The sequence below is a fragment of the Gardnerella sp. DNF01144 genome (assembly GCF_049244245.1).
In the GTDB taxonomy this organism is placed as follows: Bacteria; Actinomycetota; Actinomycetes; order Actinomycetales; family Bifidobacteriaceae; genus Bifidobacterium; species Bifidobacterium piotii.
The window spans coordinates 996027-1012388 of record NZ_CP058390.1; the positions used below are offsets into that span (position 1 = coordinate 996027).

Below are 16362 nucleotides of genomic sequence, written 5' to 3' on the forward strand. Positions count from 1 at the left end.
TCACTTACCAGCCTTTCCAGCCTTGCGCAAAATACGCTCATCGCTGTACTTAATGCCCTTGCCCTTATAAGGTTCTGGAGCACGAAGCTTGCGAATGTTAGCGGCAGCCTGACCAACGGCCTGCTTGTCAGTACCCTTGACGATTACCTGATTTGCGTTTGGCAATTCAAACTCAATGCCCTCAGGTGGCTGAACGGTAATAGTGTGCGAATAGCCGAGCGAGAACTCAATGCCCTTGCCCTTCATTACAGCACGATAACCAGTTCCAACAATGTCTAGAGTCTTGGCGTAGCCTTCGTGCACACCCTTAACCATAGACGCCACGATTGCGCGAGCCAAGCCGTGCTTTGCACGAGTTGGACGCAAATCGTCAACTGGGGTCAAAACGATCTTGCCATCAGCAACTTCAGCGGTAATACCTTCTGGAATTACATAGGAATCAGAGCCCTTAGCACCCTTAGCGCTAAAGGACTGACCTTCAATCTTAACTTCCACGCCTGCAGGAATGTCGACGGGGAGCTTACCAATATGCGATGCCATTTTCAGCTCTCCTTTCTCACCATACGTAGGCGACGATTTCGCCGCCAATGCCTCGATCGAGGCATTCCTTCTGAGTCAACAATCCCGAGCTGGTCGAGATAATAGCGATACCGAGACCGCCAAGAGGCATAGGCAAAGAATCAGACTTTGCGTAACGACGCAAGCCTGGCTTAGAGATGCGCTTAATGCCCTGGATGGAACGCTGACCATTGGAGCCGTACTTTAACGTAACTTCCAAAGTCTGTCCAACCTTAGCTTCTTTAGCAGCAAAGTCTTTAATGTAGCCTTCGCGCTTAAGAATCTCGGCGATATTCGCCTTGAATTTGGAGTACGGCATTTCCACGATATCGTGCTTTGCCGCGCTCGCATTACGCAGACGTGTCAACATGTCTGCGATAGGATCTGTCATTGTCATGTTGGGCTAACGCCCTTTCTCGCCGTGGTTTCCACCGCCTGTTTGTTATTTATAAAGCAGTGGACCTTCAGCGTCGATATTTACCAACTGGACTTCGTAACACCCGGCAACTCACCGCGATGTGCCTTTTCACGAAGGCATACACGGCACAGACCGAACTTGCGATACACGGAGTGAGGACGACCACAAACCTGGCAACGCGTATAAGCGCGCACCTTGAACTTCGGCTTAGCGGCCGCCTTGTTTTTCAGAGCGGTTTTTGCCATATCAGTTCTCCTTGAATGGGAAACCGAGGTGCTTAAGTAGCGACTTCGCTTCCACATCGTCCTTGGTGGTGGTCACCACGGTGATGTCCATACCACGCTGATGATCAATCGAATCAGGATCAATCTCGTGGAACATTGATTGCTCCGTAAGACCGAAGTTGTAATTACCCTGACCGTCGAACTGGTTGCCATTAATACCACGGAAATCGCGGATACGTGGCAAAGCCAGAGTGAGCAAACGATCCAAGAATTCCCACATACGATCGCCACGAAGAGTTACGTAAGCGCCAATAGCCTGTCCTTCGCGCAAATGGAACTGCGCAACAGACTTCTTAGCCTTAGTAACCTTTGGCTTCTGACCAGTGATCAAAGTGAGATCCTTAATCGCACCTTCGATGAGCTTGGAATCGCGAGCTGCAGCGCCGACGCCCATAGAGACGACGACCTTCTGCAAACGAGCCACCTGCATAGGATTAGTGTGGCCAAATTCCTTTTCCAAAGCTGGAACGATTTGATCATTGTATTGCTGCTTTAAGCGCGGAGTTGCCGGCGCCTCAACTGTAGTATCGGTCATGCCAGCTCCTTTCCGGACTTCTTAGCTACACGCACGCGCACGGTCTTTACTTTGCCGTCGCGAGCTTCTTGCTTAACAATCACGCCCACGCGGGTTGGTTGCTTTGTCTCTGGGTCAATCACCATAACGTTAGAACGGTGAATTGGAGCCTCAACAGAGACGATGCCTGCCTGCTGACCCTGCTGGGTAGCACGCACATGCTTCTTAACAACCTGAACACCCTCGACGATCAAACGGTCTTCGGCGAGTACACGAAGTACTTTGCCTTCCTTACCGCGATCCTTGCCGCGGATAACCTTTACCTGGTCGCCGGACTTAATCTTGGCTACCATCTCAGATCACCTCCGGGGCGAGGGACACAATCTTCATGAAGCGCTTATCGCGCAATTCACGACCGACTGGTCCAAAGATACGAGTGCCCTTTGGTTCACGGCCGGAGCCGAGAATAACAGCGGCGTTCTCGTCGAACTTAATATAGGAACCATCAACACGACGATGTTCCTTGACAGTACGGACGACGACAGCCTTAACTACGTCGCCTTTCTTGACCGACCCGCCAGGAATAGCATCCTTAACGGAGGCGACGATAATGTCGCCGATGCCGGCATAGCGTCGCTTCGATCCACCGAGCACGCGGATGGCAAGTAATTCCTTAGCACCCGTGTTGTCGGCGACATGAAGCCGCGTTTCCTGCTGAATCATTGATTCTCCTTAGTCGAGCTGGTTCTCCCCGCTCACCCGTACCGCTCAAATAAGCAGCACAGGTGAAGCGCGGAGCCTTGCTGAACTTGTTTACTTGGCGCGCTCGATAATCGAGTCGAGACGCCAACGCTTGGTCTTGCTCAAAGGCCGAGTTTCCATAATACTCACGAGGTCGCCAATATGCGCCTCATTGTGTTCATCATGGGCCTTGACCTTGCGGGTGGAGCGGACGACTTTACCGTAAAGTGGGTGTGTCGAACGCTGCTCCAGCTCCACGGCAATCGTCTTGTCCATGGCCTCGGACACGACGTAGCCGCGACGAACCTTGCGGAAGTTGCGCTCTTGGTTCTCAGCCATGCTTACTTCTCCTTGACCTCAGTGGCGCCAGGCTCTTGGCTGATGCCGAGTTCACGCTCACGCAGGATAGTATACATCCTGGCTATGTCGTGCTTGACCGCCTTGAGGCGAGCGCTGTTTTCAAGTTGACCAGTTGCTGCCTGGAAGCGCAAGTTAAAAAGCTCTTCCTTAGACTTCTTTAAGAAGCCTTCGATTTCAGCATTAGTCTTCTCGTTTAAATTCTTGATGGTGTAGTCTGCAGTTCCGACTGGCATCAGATGTCACCGCCTTCACGCGCAATAACACGGCATTTCATTGGGAGCTTGTCGATAGCGCGGCGCAAAGCCTCGCGAGCGACGTCCTCAGAAACACCACCGATCTCGAACATTACACGACCTGGGTGAATGTTGGCAATCCAGAATTCTGGAGCACCTTTACCGGAACCCATTCGTGCACCAAGCGGGTGCTTGGTTAATGGACGATCAGGGAAAACCGTAATCCACACGCGACCACCACGCTTAATATAGCGGGTCATTGCGATACGGGCTGCCTCGATCTGACGGTTAGTGATGTACGCCGGAGCCAGCGCCTGAATACCGAAATCGCCGAAAGCGATAGCGGTTCCACCCTTAGACATGCCGCTACGGGTAGGACGGTGCTGCTTGCGATATTTAGTCCTTTTTGGGATAAGCATCTGCTCACTCCTTCGTTTCCGTTGCGGCAGGAGCTTCAGCAGCTACAGCCTCGGCTGGCTTTTCAGCCTGTGCCTCGGTAGCCTTCTGCTGATTGGCAGAGCGTGCTCCACGACGTGGACGACGATCGCCACGGCGACCTTCACGCTTACCCTGCTGAGCCTGCTGCTCTTCAAACTCACGCTCAGTCATATCGCCCTTGTAAATCCAAACCTTTACGCCAATACGGCCGTAAGTGGTCTTGGCCTCAAAGAAGCCGTAATCAATAAGGGCGCGCAAGGTCTGCAGTGGAACGCGACCTTCGCGGTAGAACTCAGAACGGCTCATTTCGGCGCCACCAAGGCGACCAGAGAGCTTAATACGGATACCCTTGGCACCTGCACGCATTGCGTCTTGCTGTGCCTTACGCATAGCACGACGGAATGTAACGCGGTTAGTCAACTGTTCCGCAATTCCCTGAGCAACTAATTGAGCGTCAAGTGCAGCGTTCTTTACTTCAAAGATGTTGAGCTGTACTTGCTTACCAGTGAGCTTCTCAAGCTTTGCACGAACACGCTCGGCTTCTGCTCCACGACGACCGATAATAATACCTGGACGAGCAGTGTGAATATCCACACGAACGCGATCACGGGTACGCTCGATAACAATGCGGGACACGCCTGCACGTTCGAGGTCATGGCTCATTTCCTTGCGAATCTTGTCATCCTCAAGGACGAAGTCACGGTAACGCTCGCCGGCTTTAGTAGAGTCGGAGAACCACCTAGAGCGATGATTCTCGGTAATGCCCAGGCGATAGCCGAAAGGATTGATCTTCTGACCCATCTTTAGCGATCCCCTTCCTTAAGCGAGACGATAACAGTGATATGGCTTGTGCGCTTGTTAATGCGCGCAGCGCGACCCTGTGCACGAGCGCGGAAACGCTTAAGCGTTACACCCTCATCCACATAAGTTTCCTTGATGACCAAGTTTTGCTCGCGGAATGGTTCTCCAGCTTTCTCAGCCTTAACGCGAGCATTAGCGATCGCGCTTTCAAGAACCTTGCGCACCGGCAACGATGCGTCTTGAGGAGCAAACTTCAAAATGGTAATAGCTTCGCTTGCACGCTTGCCTCGGATGAGGTCGACCATGCGGCGAGCCTTGCGCGGCGTCACACGTACGTGACGAGCGATTGCTTTAGCTTCCATGTGTCCTAACTCTCCTTTAGCGGCGTGCTTTCTTGTCGTCCTTCACATGACCCTTGAAGGTCTTGGTTGGGGCGAATTCACCGAGCTTATGACCAACCATTGCTTCGGTAACGAATACCGGCACATGCTTGCGGCCATCGTGTACGGCAAAGGTGTGTCCAATGAAATCAGGAGTGATCATCGAACGACGCGACCACGTCTTGATGACGTTATGCGTGCCCTTGTCGTTTTGTTCATCGACTTTCTTCTGTAAGTGGGCGTCGACGAAAGGGCCCTTCTTGATGCTACGAGTCATCTGTTCGACACTCCCTTACTTGCGGTTCTTACCATTCGGACGACGACGAACAATCATCTTGTTCGAAGCCTTCTTCGGACGGCGGGTACGAACCTCGCCCTTGCCCCATGGAGAAACAGGTGGTTTACCACCACGGGTACGACCACCATGAGGGTGATCAACAGGGTTCATAGATTCGCCTCGGGTGATTGGCCTGCGACCAAGCCAACGAGCACGACCTGCCTTACCAAGCTCGATATTAGCGTGGTCGGAGTTGCCAACCTCGCCGATTGTAGCGCGGCAACGAGCGTCCACGTTACGAATTTCGCCAGATGGCATACGCAACTGAGCGTAAGCACCATCCTTAGCTACGAGCTGAACGGCAGCACCTGCGGAGCGTGCAATCTTTGCGCCACCAAGTGGACGAAGCTCGATTGCGTGAACCACGGTACCAGTTGGGATGTTCTTAAGAGGCAAGTTGTTGCCTGGCTTAATATCAGCCTGGGCGCCAGTCTCAATAACATCTCCCTGGGAAATGCCTTCAGGAGCGATAATGTAGCGCTTCTCACCATCTGCATAATGCAACAATGCGATGCGAGCGGAACGATTAGGGTCATACTCAATATGAGCGACCTTTGCTGGCACGCCATCCTTGTCCCAACGCTTAAAATCGATGAGACGATACTGACGCTTGTGTCCGCCGCCGCGATGGCGGGAAGTCATGCGACCGTAAGAGTTACGACCGCCAGTTTTGCTGAGTTTGCGTACCAACGACTTTTCAGGAGTAGAACGCGTAATCTCGGAGAAGTCCGAAACCGAAGCGTTACGACGTCCTGCAGTCGTAGGCTTATAAACGCGGATAGCCATAATATAGTATTCCTTTACTTTTCTCGGCTAGCCTTCAGTTACCAAAGATATCGATTGTCTGGCCTTGTGCCACGGTGACAATAGCGCGCTTTTGATTCACACGACGACCGAAGCCGGTGCGAGAGCGCTTGAGCTTGCCAGCGCGATTCAAGGTGTTAACATTCGTTACCTTGACTTTGAAGATTTCTTCGATAGCCTGCTTGATCTGAACCTTGTTAGCGTTTGGAGCTACGACGAAGGTGTACTGGCCACGATCGGAAGCTGCATAGCTTTTTTCAGAAACAACTGGCTTTAAGATGATGTCATGTGCTGGGTTATGGACTGCGACCATTTGAATCAGGCCTCCTTAACTTCAGGCTCGGTCTTAGCTGCAACGAAGGCTTCGAAACCTTCCTTGGAGAAGACGACGTACTGAGCGGTGATGACATCGTAGGTGTTGAGCTGATCAGCGAAGATCACATGCACCGTAGGAATGTTACGAACAGACATCCACTCGTTGATGTTCTCGCGAGAGAGAACAACAGTGGTGAACTGATCCTTAGTTACTGGTGTGAGTGCTGCAACAGCTGCCTTTGTGGATGGAACATCCTTAATGCCAAAGTCCACAATTGCAATGCGACCAGCATTTGCACGATCCGAAAGAGCATAACGAAGAGCAGCTGCCTTCATCTTCTTTGGAGTACGCTGATCGTACTTGCGAGGAACTGGGCCGTGTACAACGCCACCATGTACCCACTGTGGAGCACGAATGGAGCCTTGACGAGCACGACCAGTGCCCTTTTGCTTCCATGGCTTCTTACCGCCACCAGATACGTTAGCGCGATTCTTAACCGCGTGAGTACCCTGGCGAGCAGCAGCAAGCTGAGCAATAACGACCTGATGAACCAATGGGCCGTGAGCTAAAACGTCTTCGTTGGAGATGCCGAAAATCTCGGCAGGAGCTTCAACAGTGCCGTTTGCATTACCCTTGGTGTCAGTTACGTTCAGAGTTACGTTTGCCATTTAAATCAGGCTCCCTTCACTGCCGAACGGACTAGAACGATAGCACCCTTAGGTCCTGGAATAGCACCCTTGATAGCTAAAATACCGTTCTCAACATCCGAAGAAACGATTGTGAGGTTGAGCGCAGTAGAAGTCACATGACCCATGCGACCAGCCATACGCTTGCCCTTCAAAATGCGGCTTGGAGTTGCACATGCGCCCACAGAACCTGGACGACGTTCATTCTTGTGCGAGCCGTGAGTACGACGGTAAGACTTGAAGCCCCAACGCTTGATTGTGCCAGCAAAGCCTTTACCCTTTGTAGTACCCGTTACGTCAACTTCTGCACCTTCAGCAAATACTTCAGCGGTCAATTCCTGACCTGGCTTGTAATCTGCTGCATTTTCAGTGCGCACCTCAGCGAGGTGACGACGAGGAGTCACGCCAGCCTTTGCAAAGTGACCAGCCAATGGCTTGGTAACCTTGGTAGGATCAATCTGGCCATAACCGAGCTGTACGGCGCAATAACCGTCAGTTTCTTCGGTCTTAACAGCGGTAACTACGTTGGTAGCAACCTCAACCAGAGTTACGGGGACAAAAAGGCCGTTTTCATCCCAAACCTGGCTCATGCCCAGCTTACGGCCGAGCAAAGCAGTGCGATTCTTATTTTGCGACATTATTTACCCCCCTTCCTACAGCTTAATCTCGATATTTACATCCGCAGGCAGGTCAATGTGCATCAAAGAATCCACAGCCTTTGGCGTTGGATCAACGATGTCAATGAGGCGCTTATGAGTGCGCATCTCGAAATGCTCGCGAGAATCCTTGTATTTGTGAGGAGAACGGATAACAACAAACACGTTCTTCTCGGTCGGCAGAGGAACCGGACCCACTACTGTGGCGCCCGCGTTCGTCACCGTCTCGACGATTTTCTTCGCCGATTGGTCGATGACCTCATGGTCATAGGACTTAAGCCTGATGCGGATTTTCTGTCCCGCCATTGCCGTCCGCCCTTTCTAGCGATTCGTTTACTGTTTACCAACCTGTATTAAAGGGCACCGGGAGAATAGACACTAAAGGCCATTCCACATCAGTGCGCAGCCTACAAAAATCAACAAAAAACTGCGATTTCTGCTTCTGCGCTCGCTTTTTTGAATTACAATATGCGAGCCTTAAAAACAGGCAACTAAGTAATTAAACCATCAACCTTGGATTAACAAAAATCGGGCGTGTCGGCTATTTTCCAACGAAAAATGGCAGAAACTACAGCTAGTGCAGCCTCTGCCATTTGTAACTAAATATGCAATAATCATTCAATAATTACCTAGATAATCACTTAGATAACCACTCAAATAATCATGCAATAAATTTTACTTAAATTCTACTTCGATTCACGCTGTAGGCGCATACGATGTCCTTCTTCTTGAGAGACACCATAATACGCTGCAATCGCAATATCCTTCATATCTTCGATTTGAGGAATACGCGGATTTGCAGGAGCGCACTGATCTTCGTAAGCACGCATACCAATCTGATCCAACAAAGACCAGTAGTATTCTTCGTCCACACCGCACGCCTTAAACGAAGCGTCCATGCTAAGAAGATTATCCCTATAATTTTCAACAGCGCGCGCCAAATTCTCAACGCCCTCTTGAGGAGTTTTACCAGGATTTACACCAAGATTCTTAGCAAGCTGCTGGTAACGCTCTGGAGCGATGTAGCGATTGTACTTTGGCCAGCTTGTAGGCTCTTGTGGAATTTGACCATTGTAGCGAATTACATAAGGAAGCAAAATCGCATTTGTGTGGCCGTGCGCAACGTGGCACAAAGCTCCGATTGTATGTGCCATTGCGTGGCACATTCCAAGGAACGCCGAGCCAAACGCCATTCCAGCCATCGTAGCTGCATTATGCATCTTCTCTTGAGCTTGAATCTTGCGCTCAGGGTCATTAGCGTTCACAGAATCGTTAAGATTCTCCCAAATCAACTTTGCTGCATGCAATGCCATTGCATCCGTAAAGTCGTTAGCATAAACAGATGCAAAAGCTTCCATAGAATGCGTCAAAGCGTCAAAACCAGAATCGCAAGCAAGCTTTCTAGGCTGCGTACGCGCCAAAACTGGATCCACAATTGCAACCGAAGGTGTAATCGCGTAATCCGTAATCGGGTACTTGTAGCCAGTCTTATGGTCTGTAATAACAGCAAACGGAGTAACTTCCGATCCTGTTCCAGAAGACGTTGGCACGCAAATCAAGCAAGCCTTTTTGCCAAGAGGCGGAATCTTAAACGCACGCTTTCTAATATCGAAGAACTTCTCACGCAAATCAGCGAAGGAAATTTCTGGGTGCTCGTAAAGAAGCCACATAATTTTTGCAGCATCCATAGGAGATCCGCCACCAACAGCAATAATCGTGTCTGGCTGGAATTCTTCGCGCATCATTTCCGCGCCGCGCTCAACAGTTTCAACGCTTGGCTCTGGCTCAACGTAATCAATAATCCTAAACGTTACGCGATTGTCTCTAGCGCGAAGCTGATCAATCACCTTGTCTATAATGCCAAGCTGTTCCATCACTTTATCGCACACAATAACAGCGCGCTCAATGCCATACATATCTCGCAAATAGCGAACAGCATTCGGCTCAAAATACGTTTTGGCCGGAATCTTGAACCATTGCATATTGTTATTCCTTCGCGCTATGCGCTTTATATTAATAAGATTTACCGCTTGAACGTTTCCAGAAACAGAGTTTCCACCATAAGAACCGCATCCCAAAGTTAAAGAAGGCGCGATTGCGTTGTAGATGTCTCCAACACCACCCAAAGATCCTGGGGAGTTCCAAATGATTCGGCAAGCGTGCATGCGGCTGCCGTATTCTCGAGCAAGCTGCTGATTATTGGTGTGAATCACAGCAGTGTGACCAGCTCCGTGCACAAGCATCTTCTCGCACATTTCAAAGCCTTGTTCCTTGTTATCTGCGCGAAGCAAAGCGTGAACAGGAGCCAACTTTTCCATTGTTAGAGGCTCCATCTCGCCAACTTCTTTGCACTCAGCAATAAGAATCACAGCATCTTCTGGAATCTCAAATCCAGCCTGCTGCGCAATAAATTGAGGAGACTTTCCAGGAACAACAGAATTGAGCTTTGGAGTTTGGCCACTATAAGACGTGCAACCAAACATGTATTGCTCAAGCTTTGCTTTTTCTTCTTCGTTTACAAAGTAAGCTTTACGGCGCTTTAATTCGAGCTTCAAAGGATCATACACGTCTTTATGCGCAATAATCGCCTGCTCTGTTGCACAAATCATGCCGTAATCAAAATGCTTTGAAAGCACTAAATCGTTTGCAGCGCGCTCAACGTCTACATCTGCATCAACGTATGCTGGAGCGTTTCCTGCACCAACGCCCAATGCTGGCTTACCCGAAGAATAAGCAGCTTTAACCATTCCTGGGCCGCCCGTTGCGAGAATTGTTGCAACATCTGGGTGCTTCATTAAAGCTCCCGTAGCTTCGATTGATGGATGCTCAATCCACTGAATGCAATTTTCTGGCGCTCCTGCTTCTATTGCTGCATCGCGCACAATTCTTGCTGCTTCCGCGGAGCACTTTTGAGCAAATGGGTGGAATCCAAAAATAATTGGGCAGCGAGTTTTAAGCGCGATTAGCGACTTAAAAATGGCTGTAGACGTTGGATTTGTGACTGGTGTAACGCCAGCAACAATGCCAACTGGCTCAGCGATTTCGTCGATTCCAAGAACATCGTCTTCTCTAATAATGCCTACTGTGCGCTGGCCTGCAAGATAATGCGTAATATGTTCGCATGCAAAGATGTTTTTTGTAGCTTTATCTTCTACTAATCCTCTGCCTGTTTCATCAACAGCCATTTTTGCTAAGACTAAATGCTTGTTTAGAGCTGCAATCGATGCTTTTGCTACGATTCTGTCTACTTGAGCTTGATTTAACTTTTCAAATTCATCTAAAGCGACTTTTGCTTTTTTAGCTAACTCATCAACTTCTTGTTTTGCAACTAATGCCGCTTGCTCTTTTTCATCGAGCACATTTTCTTGCGCTGTTTCTTGCGCTTGCGCCATTTGGTCCTCCTTGATCTTTAGATTCCTTACGTACTTCTACGCTTTTTGCACATCAACATTTACATGCATAATCTTCTATGAAAGACGCATCATAATGCTGGTATGTGATACATTTCACAATTTACTTGAATTACTGTACTATTTTGGCTTTGCAGCGAGTTGCGCTATTTATGAGCGAGGTTTATCCTCTAATGTTCGTTATTTGTTCTTATTTGTAATGATTTATGTGCGATTTGCTGAAAAATTTTCTAGAATGTTAGCTTTAGATGTTACTTACAAACGATTAATAACATTTAACTTGATTCTAGATTACACACGAATAAAAAATGGCTCCCAGCATAAGCCAGGAGCCATTGAAGTTGTAATTCTTCGCAGCTTAACGCTTCGAGAACTGAGGTGCACGACGTGCCTTGTGCAAACCAGCCTTCTTACGTTCCACAACGCGAGCGTCGCGGGTCAAGAAGCCAGCCTTCTTCAAGGAAGCACGGTTTGCATCGCGGTCAATAGCGTTCAAAGCGCGGGCAACGCCCAAGCGAATTGCGCCAGCCTGACCAGTGGTGCCGCCGCCGTCTACCAAAACGACAACGTCGAACTTACCTTCAAGCTTTAGAAGCACGATTGGGGAATTAACTTCGCGCTGCAATAAGCGAGATGGGAAGTATTCCTCAAGAGTGCGGCCATTAATAGTCCACTTACCAGAACCTGGAACCAAGCGAACGCGAGCAACGGCTTCCTTACGACGACCAGTGCCATAGCCTGGAGCGATAGCGGAAGTACCAGTGCCTGCACCAGCGTTGGTTTCGGTGGTGTAGCTAGTCAGTTCTTCTTCGTTCTCAAGAACCGCGGAGTTGTTGTTATCTACCATAATCATATTCTCCTTACGATTCACTTAGCCTGCTGGCTAACCTGAGAGATCTCAAAGACCTGTGGCTTTTGCGAAATATGAGGATGCTCAGCGCCAGTGAACACACGAAGGCGATCAAGCTGAACCTTAGCAAGACGATTCTTTGGAAGCATTCCCCTAACAGCGGAAACGATGATGCGCTTTGGATTCTTCTCCAAAAGCTCAGCATAGCTATCGCGGCGAAGTCCGCCTGGACGGCCAGAGTGGGAATACAATTCCTTGCTCAACTTATTGCCAGTCAAAGCAATCTTATCTGCGTTAATAATAATAACGTGATTGCCAGAATCAGCGTGAGGAGCATAAGTTGGCTTATTCTTACCACGAAGCAAAATAGCTACCTGGGAAGCCAAGCGACCAAGCACCACATCAGTGGCGTCGATAATGTACCAGTCATGAGTTAAATCTGCTGGTTTCGGTGTGAAAGTCTTCACAATCGTACCTTTTCTCTATTGTGTTTCGAGCTTTATATCTTCTTGGTTTATAGAAGATACTCTACTCATAATCCGTGGGCTCCCTGAAAGTCCTCGATGGCGAGTGGGAAAAGCGCTTTGAAGGACCCCTTAGGGAAACACAACAATCTGCAAGTATATCGCCATATGACGACTATTTGCAAGCTTCTATTTTACATACAACGCGGACTACAACACGGACTACAACGTTATACAAATGCGGACTACAACGCTAGCAAGTCAAAAACAAACGCTGCAGCCCGCAATTAATAACGCATCTACCTCTATTTATTCATCTTTACTTATTCATGATTTGCGCTAAAGACTTAACTCTAGGCAAGTCGAATAAATCGTCCAAAAGAACAGGATTGCAATCAGCATCTGCCAAAGGAATACGCCAATTTGGATATTCGTCGTTAGTTCCAGGCTGATTTTGCGCGCGATGCTCGCCAGTGGCGTCAACAATCGACGCAGCAAGCAACTTAGAAGGCGCAGCCTTAAGCGCTTTATACAACGCTTCAACAATCTCTTGCTCATGCTGCGACTCGTCTTCTAACGCACTTTCGCTTAAGAATCCGCCAGAAACAAGCATCTTAAGCATTGCATTATGCTCTTTAACAGCGTCTGCGCGGAACTCTTCTACAGATCCAGTAAGAAGATTCAAACGCTCACGAATATTAACGTGCTCGTAGTTTAAGTACCCTGCAGCAGGTGGCATATCGTGAGTATTTACAGATGCAAGCGTCATTTCGCGCCACTTCTTAGGCTCGCGAAACGCGCCATCTCTCTGTTCAAACCACTCAACCGTGCATCCAAGAACCTTATTCTTAGCCAAAACTTCTAGAGCTTCAGCTGGCACAACGCCAAGGTCTTCTCCAACTACAACGCCATTTGCGCGCGTGGCTTCAATCGCAAGAATGCCAAGCATAACGTTTGCATCGTAGTAAACATAAGCTCCGTCTCCTGGAGTAGATCCTTCTGGAATCCACCAAAGTCGGAAAAGTCCAAGAATATGGTCGATTCGCACAGCTCCTGCAGAAGCAAACATGCCATGAACCATATCTCTGTAGGTCTTAAAGCCTGTGCGCTCAAGCTCAAATGGATTAAGCGGAGGCTGAGACCAGTTTTGACCTTGCTGATTGAAGTAATCAGGAGGCGCACCAACGCAAGCACCATTGGCGAATCGCTCTGGATTCCACCAAACTTCCGATCCTGCAGGATGCACGCCAACAGCCATATCCGACATAATTCCAATGCGCATTCCTGCTTTTTTAGCTGCCATTTGCGCATCGTGCAACTGGCCGAACGCAACCCACTCAAGCCAGCGATAAAACTCTAACGTATCTGGGAATTGCTTTGCTAAAGCGCTAATCTCATCGGAATCTTTAGTAAGATGCTTCTCCCAGCAGTCATCGCCATTAGGCGCGCCCCACTTGTCGTAGCAAAGGCACCAAGTTGCGTAGGATTCAAGCGTGTCTCCCATATCTTTCTTAAACGCTTCAAACTTTTGCGCGCGCTTATCTGACATGCCCGACTTAAAAATAATCCACAAAGCGTGCATTTTTACGCGCCACATTGCGTCGCGATCAATAATTTGCGCATCATTATTAAGCGGCTCTACTTGATTGTGCAAATCGTCAACACTTTTGCGATCTTGCTCACTAAGAAGATTATATTCTGGAATGCTTTCTGGGCGAATATACGTAACGTTTACCATAGACCTAGCAACAGGCAAATATGGCGAAGGCGTTAACGGAGCAACTGGCTCTCCAGCGTGAAGCGGATTTACAAGAACAAAGTCCGCTCCCGACTTTTCTTTAGCTTTAACAAGCAAATCCGCCAAATCTGCGTAATCGCCAACTCCCCAAGACTTGGAGGAGCGGATTGAATAAAGCTGAGCCATCCAACCCCAAATTTGCTTGCCATCTTTTTCTAGTTTCTCAATAGTATCAATGCTTTCTGGCGCACTAATAAGAGTGGCCTCTTCTACGCGGTTCTCAACACTAACACGCAAAGTGTGGTAGCCCATTGGAACGTCTGCAGGAATCTTAAGCAAAGAAGTTGCTACAAACTTGCCGTCTACTGGAATTGCAACGTCATTTTTAGAAGGCAAAATCTGCAAATCACCCTTATATTCACTGCCATCTTCCAAAATAAGAGTTGCTGTAGGATACTCCAAAATCCCAGTATTTATACTTACTTCGCTTTCTTTACCAACTGTGTGCAAAACTGTTGGAGCAACTAAGCGAGTGTGACGCTCATTAAGAATTTTTTGAGTTGCTTCTTCGATTTGCTTATTGTTTTGAGCCTCTACGCATAGTGATTGCAATACTTTTACAAGCACGCTATCTGCTATTTTGTGCTCTACGCCATCCGATCCAACAAATTTGGAGCGAACGCCCATTAGTTCAGCCAAATGTATTAACGGACTTGTTGGCTGCACTGTTTCTTCATTTTTAGTGTTCATATTTTCCATCGAGTCTATTTGTGGGGTTTTAATGCAAACGTATGCAATTATTATTCATTTTACTTTTATACTCAAGACTTATTTTTATATTTAAGACTTATTTAAGACTTATTTAAGACTTTTGACGCAGCAAGCGAGACGTCCGAGTCCTTATCTTTAGACAAAGCAATCAAAGTTGGCTGCGACACACCAGGATTAAGAGCCACTGCTCTTCTTACCATTGCAGAGAGCACAGGAGAATCGTCACTTTCTTCGCTTGCACCAAGAGAAGCCAAGTAATCCAACGTTTTTGTGCTAACACCATTTGTTTGCGCACCTTCTAATCGCATTTTCCAAGATGTTCGCGGATTGCACAAAGCGGCATCTCTAACTTCTGCACAAGAATCTTTAGTAAGCCTTCCAACTAGCCAATTCTTAGCATTTTCGTTCTTTGCAACAGCTAAGCGAACATTACTTGATTCGTCTTGAGAAAGCTTAACCAAGATATTCGGGAATGGCATTACTGTTGCCAAGTGAATGCGATCTTCTTCTGGAGTGTTTGAATTGCCTGCTACTGCTTCCAAGAGTGCAGTCGCTCTAGAAAATCCTGCCTGATCAGACCTATCTGGCAACTCTTTTACAGCAAATTCATGCAATTCTTTAGAATCACTGGAATGCCTTAAATGCTCATACACCGCGGTTAACGGCTCATATGAATTGCTAGAATCATTAGATTCAATAGATAAATCGCGGCTTGCACCATTGCCTAAATCATCGTTTTGCTCAACGCCATTAAGCTTTTGCGTATCATTCATAAACGACTCACCAACCTTTGCTTAATCACTTATATAATCTATCAGCTTTGCAACACAAATCTTAAAACCAAGAATCAAACAAGTATCAAACAAGAATCACTAAAAATAAAAATCAGCAAATTCTAGTGCAAACACCACAAAAATCTGGAATTATTACTCCAGAAAATGTATTTTTTACTGCTTCAAGGAATCTATCTGATTCTTCACGCGGCAAACTCACTGTTAATTCAATAGAAACGCCGTATTCTTCGCTTATAATTTCCGCATTATTTTTTAACAATAAATGCTTAAACATTCTTAAATGCGAGTACTCAACTTTGCAAGAAAAACAATTGCACTCTACAATATCCGCTATTTTACTAGACTTTATAGCACCTGCAGCCGAAGCAGAATACGCTCTTATTAAACCACCAGAGCCAAGCAAAATCCCACCAAAATAGCGCGTAACTGTTACAACTGTGTCTACAACATTAGAAGACCGAATAACATCTAAAATCGGCTTACCTGCAGTGCCAGATGGCTCGCCGTCATCGCTCATACGCTCGCACAATCTGCCATTTTTATCTGCGTAAATCGCAGCGTACGCAACATGCCTTGCTTTGGGGTGAATCATCCTAATTGACTCTACAAACTCAAGCGCTTCTTCAGCACTAGAAATGTGGCAAGCATCCGAAATAAATTCTGACTTCTTTTCCACAAAAGCAAAGTGCGCAGGATTCTCACATAAATCAGTTACGGTTCGCATATTTTGCATATTCTTCATATTCGATATTCAATATTATTCGACATTCGACATTCGACATTCGATATTCAATATTCAAATCGTTTTC

Annotated in this window: 23 protein-coding genes; all 23 read right to left on the reverse strand. The window is 47.7% G+C overall.

The genetic code is table 11. The features are described from left to right. The 23 genes from rplF to HXT36_RS04135 all read right to left on the reverse strand — a co-directional run bounded on the left by rplF (window position 1) and on the right by HXT36_RS04135 (window position 16286). Window positions 1-540, reverse strand: a complete 540-nt coding sequence (gene rplF, locus HXT36_RS04025; protein WP_004133436.1) for a 50S ribosomal protein L6 — start codon at window positions 538-540, stop codon at window positions 1-3. 16 nt (window positions 541-556) lie between these two features. After that, the gene (gene rpsH, locus HXT36_RS04030; protein ID WP_004131699.1) at window positions 557-955 is read right to left on the reverse strand and encodes a 30S ribosomal protein S8; all 399 of its coding nucleotides are present in this window, start codon (window positions 953-955) and stop codon (window positions 557-559) included. Window positions 956-1035: 80 nt separating this feature from the next. Further along, window positions 1036-1221 carry a type Z 30S ribosomal protein S14 gene (locus tag HXT36_RS04035; RefSeq protein ID WP_004114370.1) on the reverse strand — a complete coding sequence of 62 codons (186 nt, stop codon included), beginning with the start codon at window positions 1219-1221 and terminating at the stop codon, window positions 1036-1038. A gap of 1 nt (window position 1222) precedes the next feature. Further along, a complete protein-coding gene (gene rplE, locus HXT36_RS04040) occupies window positions 1223-1795 on the reverse strand; it encodes a 50S ribosomal protein L5 (protein ID WP_004114368.1) in 573 nt (190 codons plus the stop codon). Continuing rightward, window positions 1792-2127 carry a 50S ribosomal protein L24 gene (gene rplX, locus HXT36_RS04045; protein WP_004114367.1) on the reverse strand — a complete coding sequence of 112 codons (336 nt, stop codon included), beginning with the start codon at window positions 2125-2127 and terminating at the stop codon, window positions 1792-1794. Before rplX ends, rplE begins: the two co-directional genes overlap by 4 nt. A 1-nt stretch (window position 2128) precedes the next feature. Further along, window positions 2129-2497 carry a 50S ribosomal protein L14 gene (gene rplN, locus HXT36_RS04050; protein ID WP_004114366.1) on the reverse strand — a complete coding sequence of 123 codons (369 nt, stop codon included), beginning with the start codon at window positions 2495-2497 and terminating at the stop codon, window positions 2129-2131. A gap of 90 nt (window positions 2498-2587) precedes the next feature. Beyond that, window positions 2588-2854, reverse strand: coding sequence for a 30S ribosomal protein S17 (gene rpsQ, locus HXT36_RS04055; protein ID WP_004114365.1), 267 nt, complete (start codon window positions 2852-2854; stop codon window positions 2588-2590). Between the two features lie 2 nt (window positions 2855-2856). Then, window positions 2857-3108, reverse strand: coding sequence for a 50S ribosomal protein L29 (gene rpmC, locus HXT36_RS04060; protein WP_004105502.1), 252 nt, complete (start codon window positions 3106-3108; stop codon window positions 2857-2859). Then, window positions 3108-3527, reverse strand: a complete 420-nt coding sequence (rplP, locus tag HXT36_RS04065) for a 50S ribosomal protein L16 (protein WP_004114362.1) — start codon at window positions 3525-3527, stop codon at window positions 3108-3110. Before rplP ends, rpmC begins: the two co-directional genes overlap by 1 nt. Window positions 3528-3531: 4 nt before the next feature. After that, the gene (gene rpsC, locus HXT36_RS04070) at window positions 3532-4347 is read right to left on the reverse strand and encodes a 30S ribosomal protein S3 (RefSeq protein ID WP_004131698.1); all 816 of its coding nucleotides are present in this window, start codon (window positions 4345-4347) and stop codon (window positions 3532-3534) included. 2 nt (window positions 4348-4349) lie between these two features. Continuing rightward, window positions 4350-4709 carry a 50S ribosomal protein L22 gene (gene rplV / locus HXT36_RS04075; protein ID WP_004131697.1) on the reverse strand — a complete coding sequence of 120 codons (360 nt, stop codon included), beginning with the start codon at window positions 4707-4709 and terminating at the stop codon, window positions 4350-4352. Window positions 4710-4725: 16 nt separating this feature from the next. Further along, the gene (gene rpsS / locus HXT36_RS04080) at window positions 4726-5004 is read right to left on the reverse strand and encodes a 30S ribosomal protein S19 (RefSeq protein WP_004114357.1); all 279 of its coding nucleotides are present in this window, start codon (window positions 5002-5004) and stop codon (window positions 4726-4728) included. Between the two features lie 15 nt (window positions 5005-5019). After that, window positions 5020-5850 (reverse strand): 50S ribosomal protein L2, encoded by an 831-nt coding sequence (gene rplB, locus HXT36_RS04085; RefSeq protein WP_004114355.1) that lies wholly within the window; start codon window positions 5848-5850, stop codon window positions 5020-5022. 34 nt (window positions 5851-5884) lie between these two features. After that, window positions 5885-6181 carry a 50S ribosomal protein L23 gene (gene rplW / locus HXT36_RS04090; RefSeq protein WP_004114354.1) on the reverse strand — a complete coding sequence of 99 codons (297 nt, stop codon included), beginning with the start codon at window positions 6179-6181 and terminating at the stop codon, window positions 5885-5887. Between the two features lie 5 nt (window positions 6182-6186). Beyond that, window positions 6187-6852, reverse strand: a complete 666-nt coding sequence (rplD, locus tag HXT36_RS04095) for a 50S ribosomal protein L4 (RefSeq protein ID WP_004133440.1) — start codon at window positions 6850-6852, stop codon at window positions 6187-6189. A gap of 5 nt (window positions 6853-6857) precedes the next feature. After that, a complete protein-coding gene (gene rplC, locus HXT36_RS04100; protein ID WP_004116043.1) occupies window positions 6858-7508 on the reverse strand; it encodes a 50S ribosomal protein L3 in 651 nt (216 codons plus the stop codon). Window positions 7509-7523: 15 nt separating this feature from the next. Further along, a complete protein-coding gene (rpsJ, locus tag HXT36_RS04105; protein ID WP_003808013.1) occupies window positions 7524-7832 on the reverse strand; it encodes a 30S ribosomal protein S10 in 309 nt (102 codons plus the stop codon). Between the two features lie 380 nt (window positions 7833-8212). Then, window positions 8213-10918, reverse strand: a complete 2706-nt coding sequence (gene adhE, locus HXT36_RS04110; protein WP_421778618.1) for a bifunctional acetaldehyde-CoA/alcohol dehydrogenase — start codon at window positions 10916-10918, stop codon at window positions 8213-8215. A gap of 376 nt (window positions 10919-11294) precedes the next feature. Further along, window positions 11295-11783, reverse strand: coding sequence for a 30S ribosomal protein S9 (gene rpsI / locus HXT36_RS04115; protein ID WP_004131694.1), 489 nt, complete (start codon window positions 11781-11783; stop codon window positions 11295-11297). A gap of 20 nt (window positions 11784-11803) precedes the next feature. After that, window positions 11804-12253 carry a 50S ribosomal protein L13 gene (gene rplM, locus HXT36_RS04120; protein ID WP_004131693.1) on the reverse strand — a complete coding sequence of 150 codons (450 nt, stop codon included), beginning with the start codon at window positions 12251-12253 and terminating at the stop codon, window positions 11804-11806. Between the two features lie 316 nt (window positions 12254-12569). Then, a complete protein-coding gene (malQ, locus tag HXT36_RS04125; protein WP_421779237.1) occupies window positions 12570-14738 on the reverse strand; it encodes a 4-alpha-glucanotransferase in 2169 nt (722 codons plus the stop codon). 101 nt (window positions 14739-14839) lie between these two features. Beyond that, window positions 14840-15532: an AbrB family transcriptional regulator gene (locus HXT36_RS04130; RefSeq protein WP_116285519.1), complete on the reverse strand. Its 693-nt coding sequence runs from the start codon at window positions 15530-15532 to the stop codon at window positions 14840-14842. 112 nt (window positions 15533-15644) lie between these two features. Then, entirely contained in the window at window positions 15645-16286 is a 642-nt protein-coding gene (locus tag HXT36_RS04135) for an IMPACT family protein (RefSeq protein ID WP_080649944.1), read from the reverse strand. Window positions 16287-16362: the final 76 nt, after the last annotated feature.

Bases quoted from the DNA above. Each gene is read 5' to 3' on its own strand.
- rplF (WP_004133436.1), bottom strand. From the start codon at position 540: ATGGCATCGCATATTGGTAAGCTCCCCGTCGACATTCCTGCAGGCGTG.
- rpsH (WP_004131699.1), bottom strand. From the start codon at position 955: ATGACAATGACAGATCCTATCGCAGACATGTTGACACGTCTGCGTAAT.
- HXT36_RS04035 (WP_004114370.1), bottom strand. From the start codon at position 1,221: ATGGCAAAAACCGCTCTGAAAAACAAGGCGGCCGCTAAGCCGAAGTTC.
- rplE (WP_004114368.1), bottom strand. From the start codon at position 1,795: ATGACCGATACTACAGTTGAGGCGCCGGCAACTCCGCGCTTAAAGCAG.
- rplX (WP_004114367.1), bottom strand. From the start codon at position 2,127: ATGGTAGCCAAGATTAAGTCCGGCGACCAGGTAAAGGTTATCCGCGGC.
- rplN (WP_004114366.1), bottom strand. From the start codon at position 2,497: ATGATTCAGCAGGAAACGCGGCTTCATGTCGCCGACAACACGGGTGCT.
- rpsQ (WP_004114365.1), bottom strand. From the start codon at position 2,854: ATGGCTGAGAACCAAGAGCGCAACTTCCGCAAGGTTCGTCGCGGCTAC.
- rpmC (WP_004105502.1), bottom strand. From the start codon at position 3,108: ATGCCAGTCGGAACTGCAGACTACACCATCAAGAATTTAAACGAGAAG.
- rplP (WP_004114362.1), bottom strand. From the start codon at position 3,527: ATGCTTATCCCAAAAAGGACTAAATATCGCAAGCAGCACCGTCCTACC.
- rpsC (WP_004131698.1), bottom strand. From the start codon at position 4,347: ATGGGTCAGAAGATCAATCCTTTCGGCTATCGCCTGGGCATTACCGAG.
- rplV (WP_004131697.1), bottom strand. From the start codon at position 4,709: ATGGAAGCTAAAGCAATCGCTCGTCACGTACGTGTGACGCCGCGCAAG.
- rpsS (WP_004114357.1), bottom strand. From the start codon at position 5,004: ATGACTCGTAGCATCAAGAAGGGCCCTTTCGTCGACGCCCACTTACAG.
- rplB (WP_004114355.1), bottom strand. From the start codon at position 5,850: ATGGCTATCCGCGTTTATAAGCCTACGACTGCAGGACGTCGTAACGCT.
- rplW (WP_004114354.1), bottom strand. From the start codon at position 6,181: ATGGTCGCAGTCCATAACCCAGCACATGACATCATCTTAAAGCCAGTT.
- rplD (WP_004133440.1), bottom strand. From the start codon at position 6,852: ATGGCAAACGTAACTCTGAACGTAACTGACACCAAGGGTAATGCAAAC.
- rplC (WP_004116043.1), bottom strand. From the start codon at position 7,508: ATGTCGCAAAATAAGAATCGCACTGCTTTGCTCGGCCGTAAGCTGGGC.
- rpsJ (WP_003808013.1), bottom strand. From the start codon at position 7,832: ATGGCGGGACAGAAAATCCGCATCAGGCTTAAGTCCTATGACCATGAG.
- adhE (WP_421778618.1), bottom strand. From the start codon at position 10,918: ATGGCGCAAGCGCAAGAAACAGCGCAAGAAAATGTGCTCGATGAAAAA.
- rpsI (WP_004131694.1), bottom strand. From the start codon at position 11,783: ATGGTAGATAACAACAACTCCGCGGTTCTTGAGAACGAAGAAGAACTG.
- malQ (WP_421779237.1), bottom strand. From the start codon at position 14,738: ATGAACACTAAAAATGAAGAAACAGTGCAGCCAACAAGTCCGTTAATA.
- HXT36_RS04130 (WP_116285519.1), bottom strand. From the start codon at position 15,532: ATGAATGATACGCAAAAGCTTAATGGCGTTGAGCAAAACGATGATTTA.
- HXT36_RS04135 (WP_080649944.1), bottom strand. From the start codon at position 16,286: ATGCAAAATATGCGAACCGTAACTGATTTATGTGAGAATCCTGCGCAC.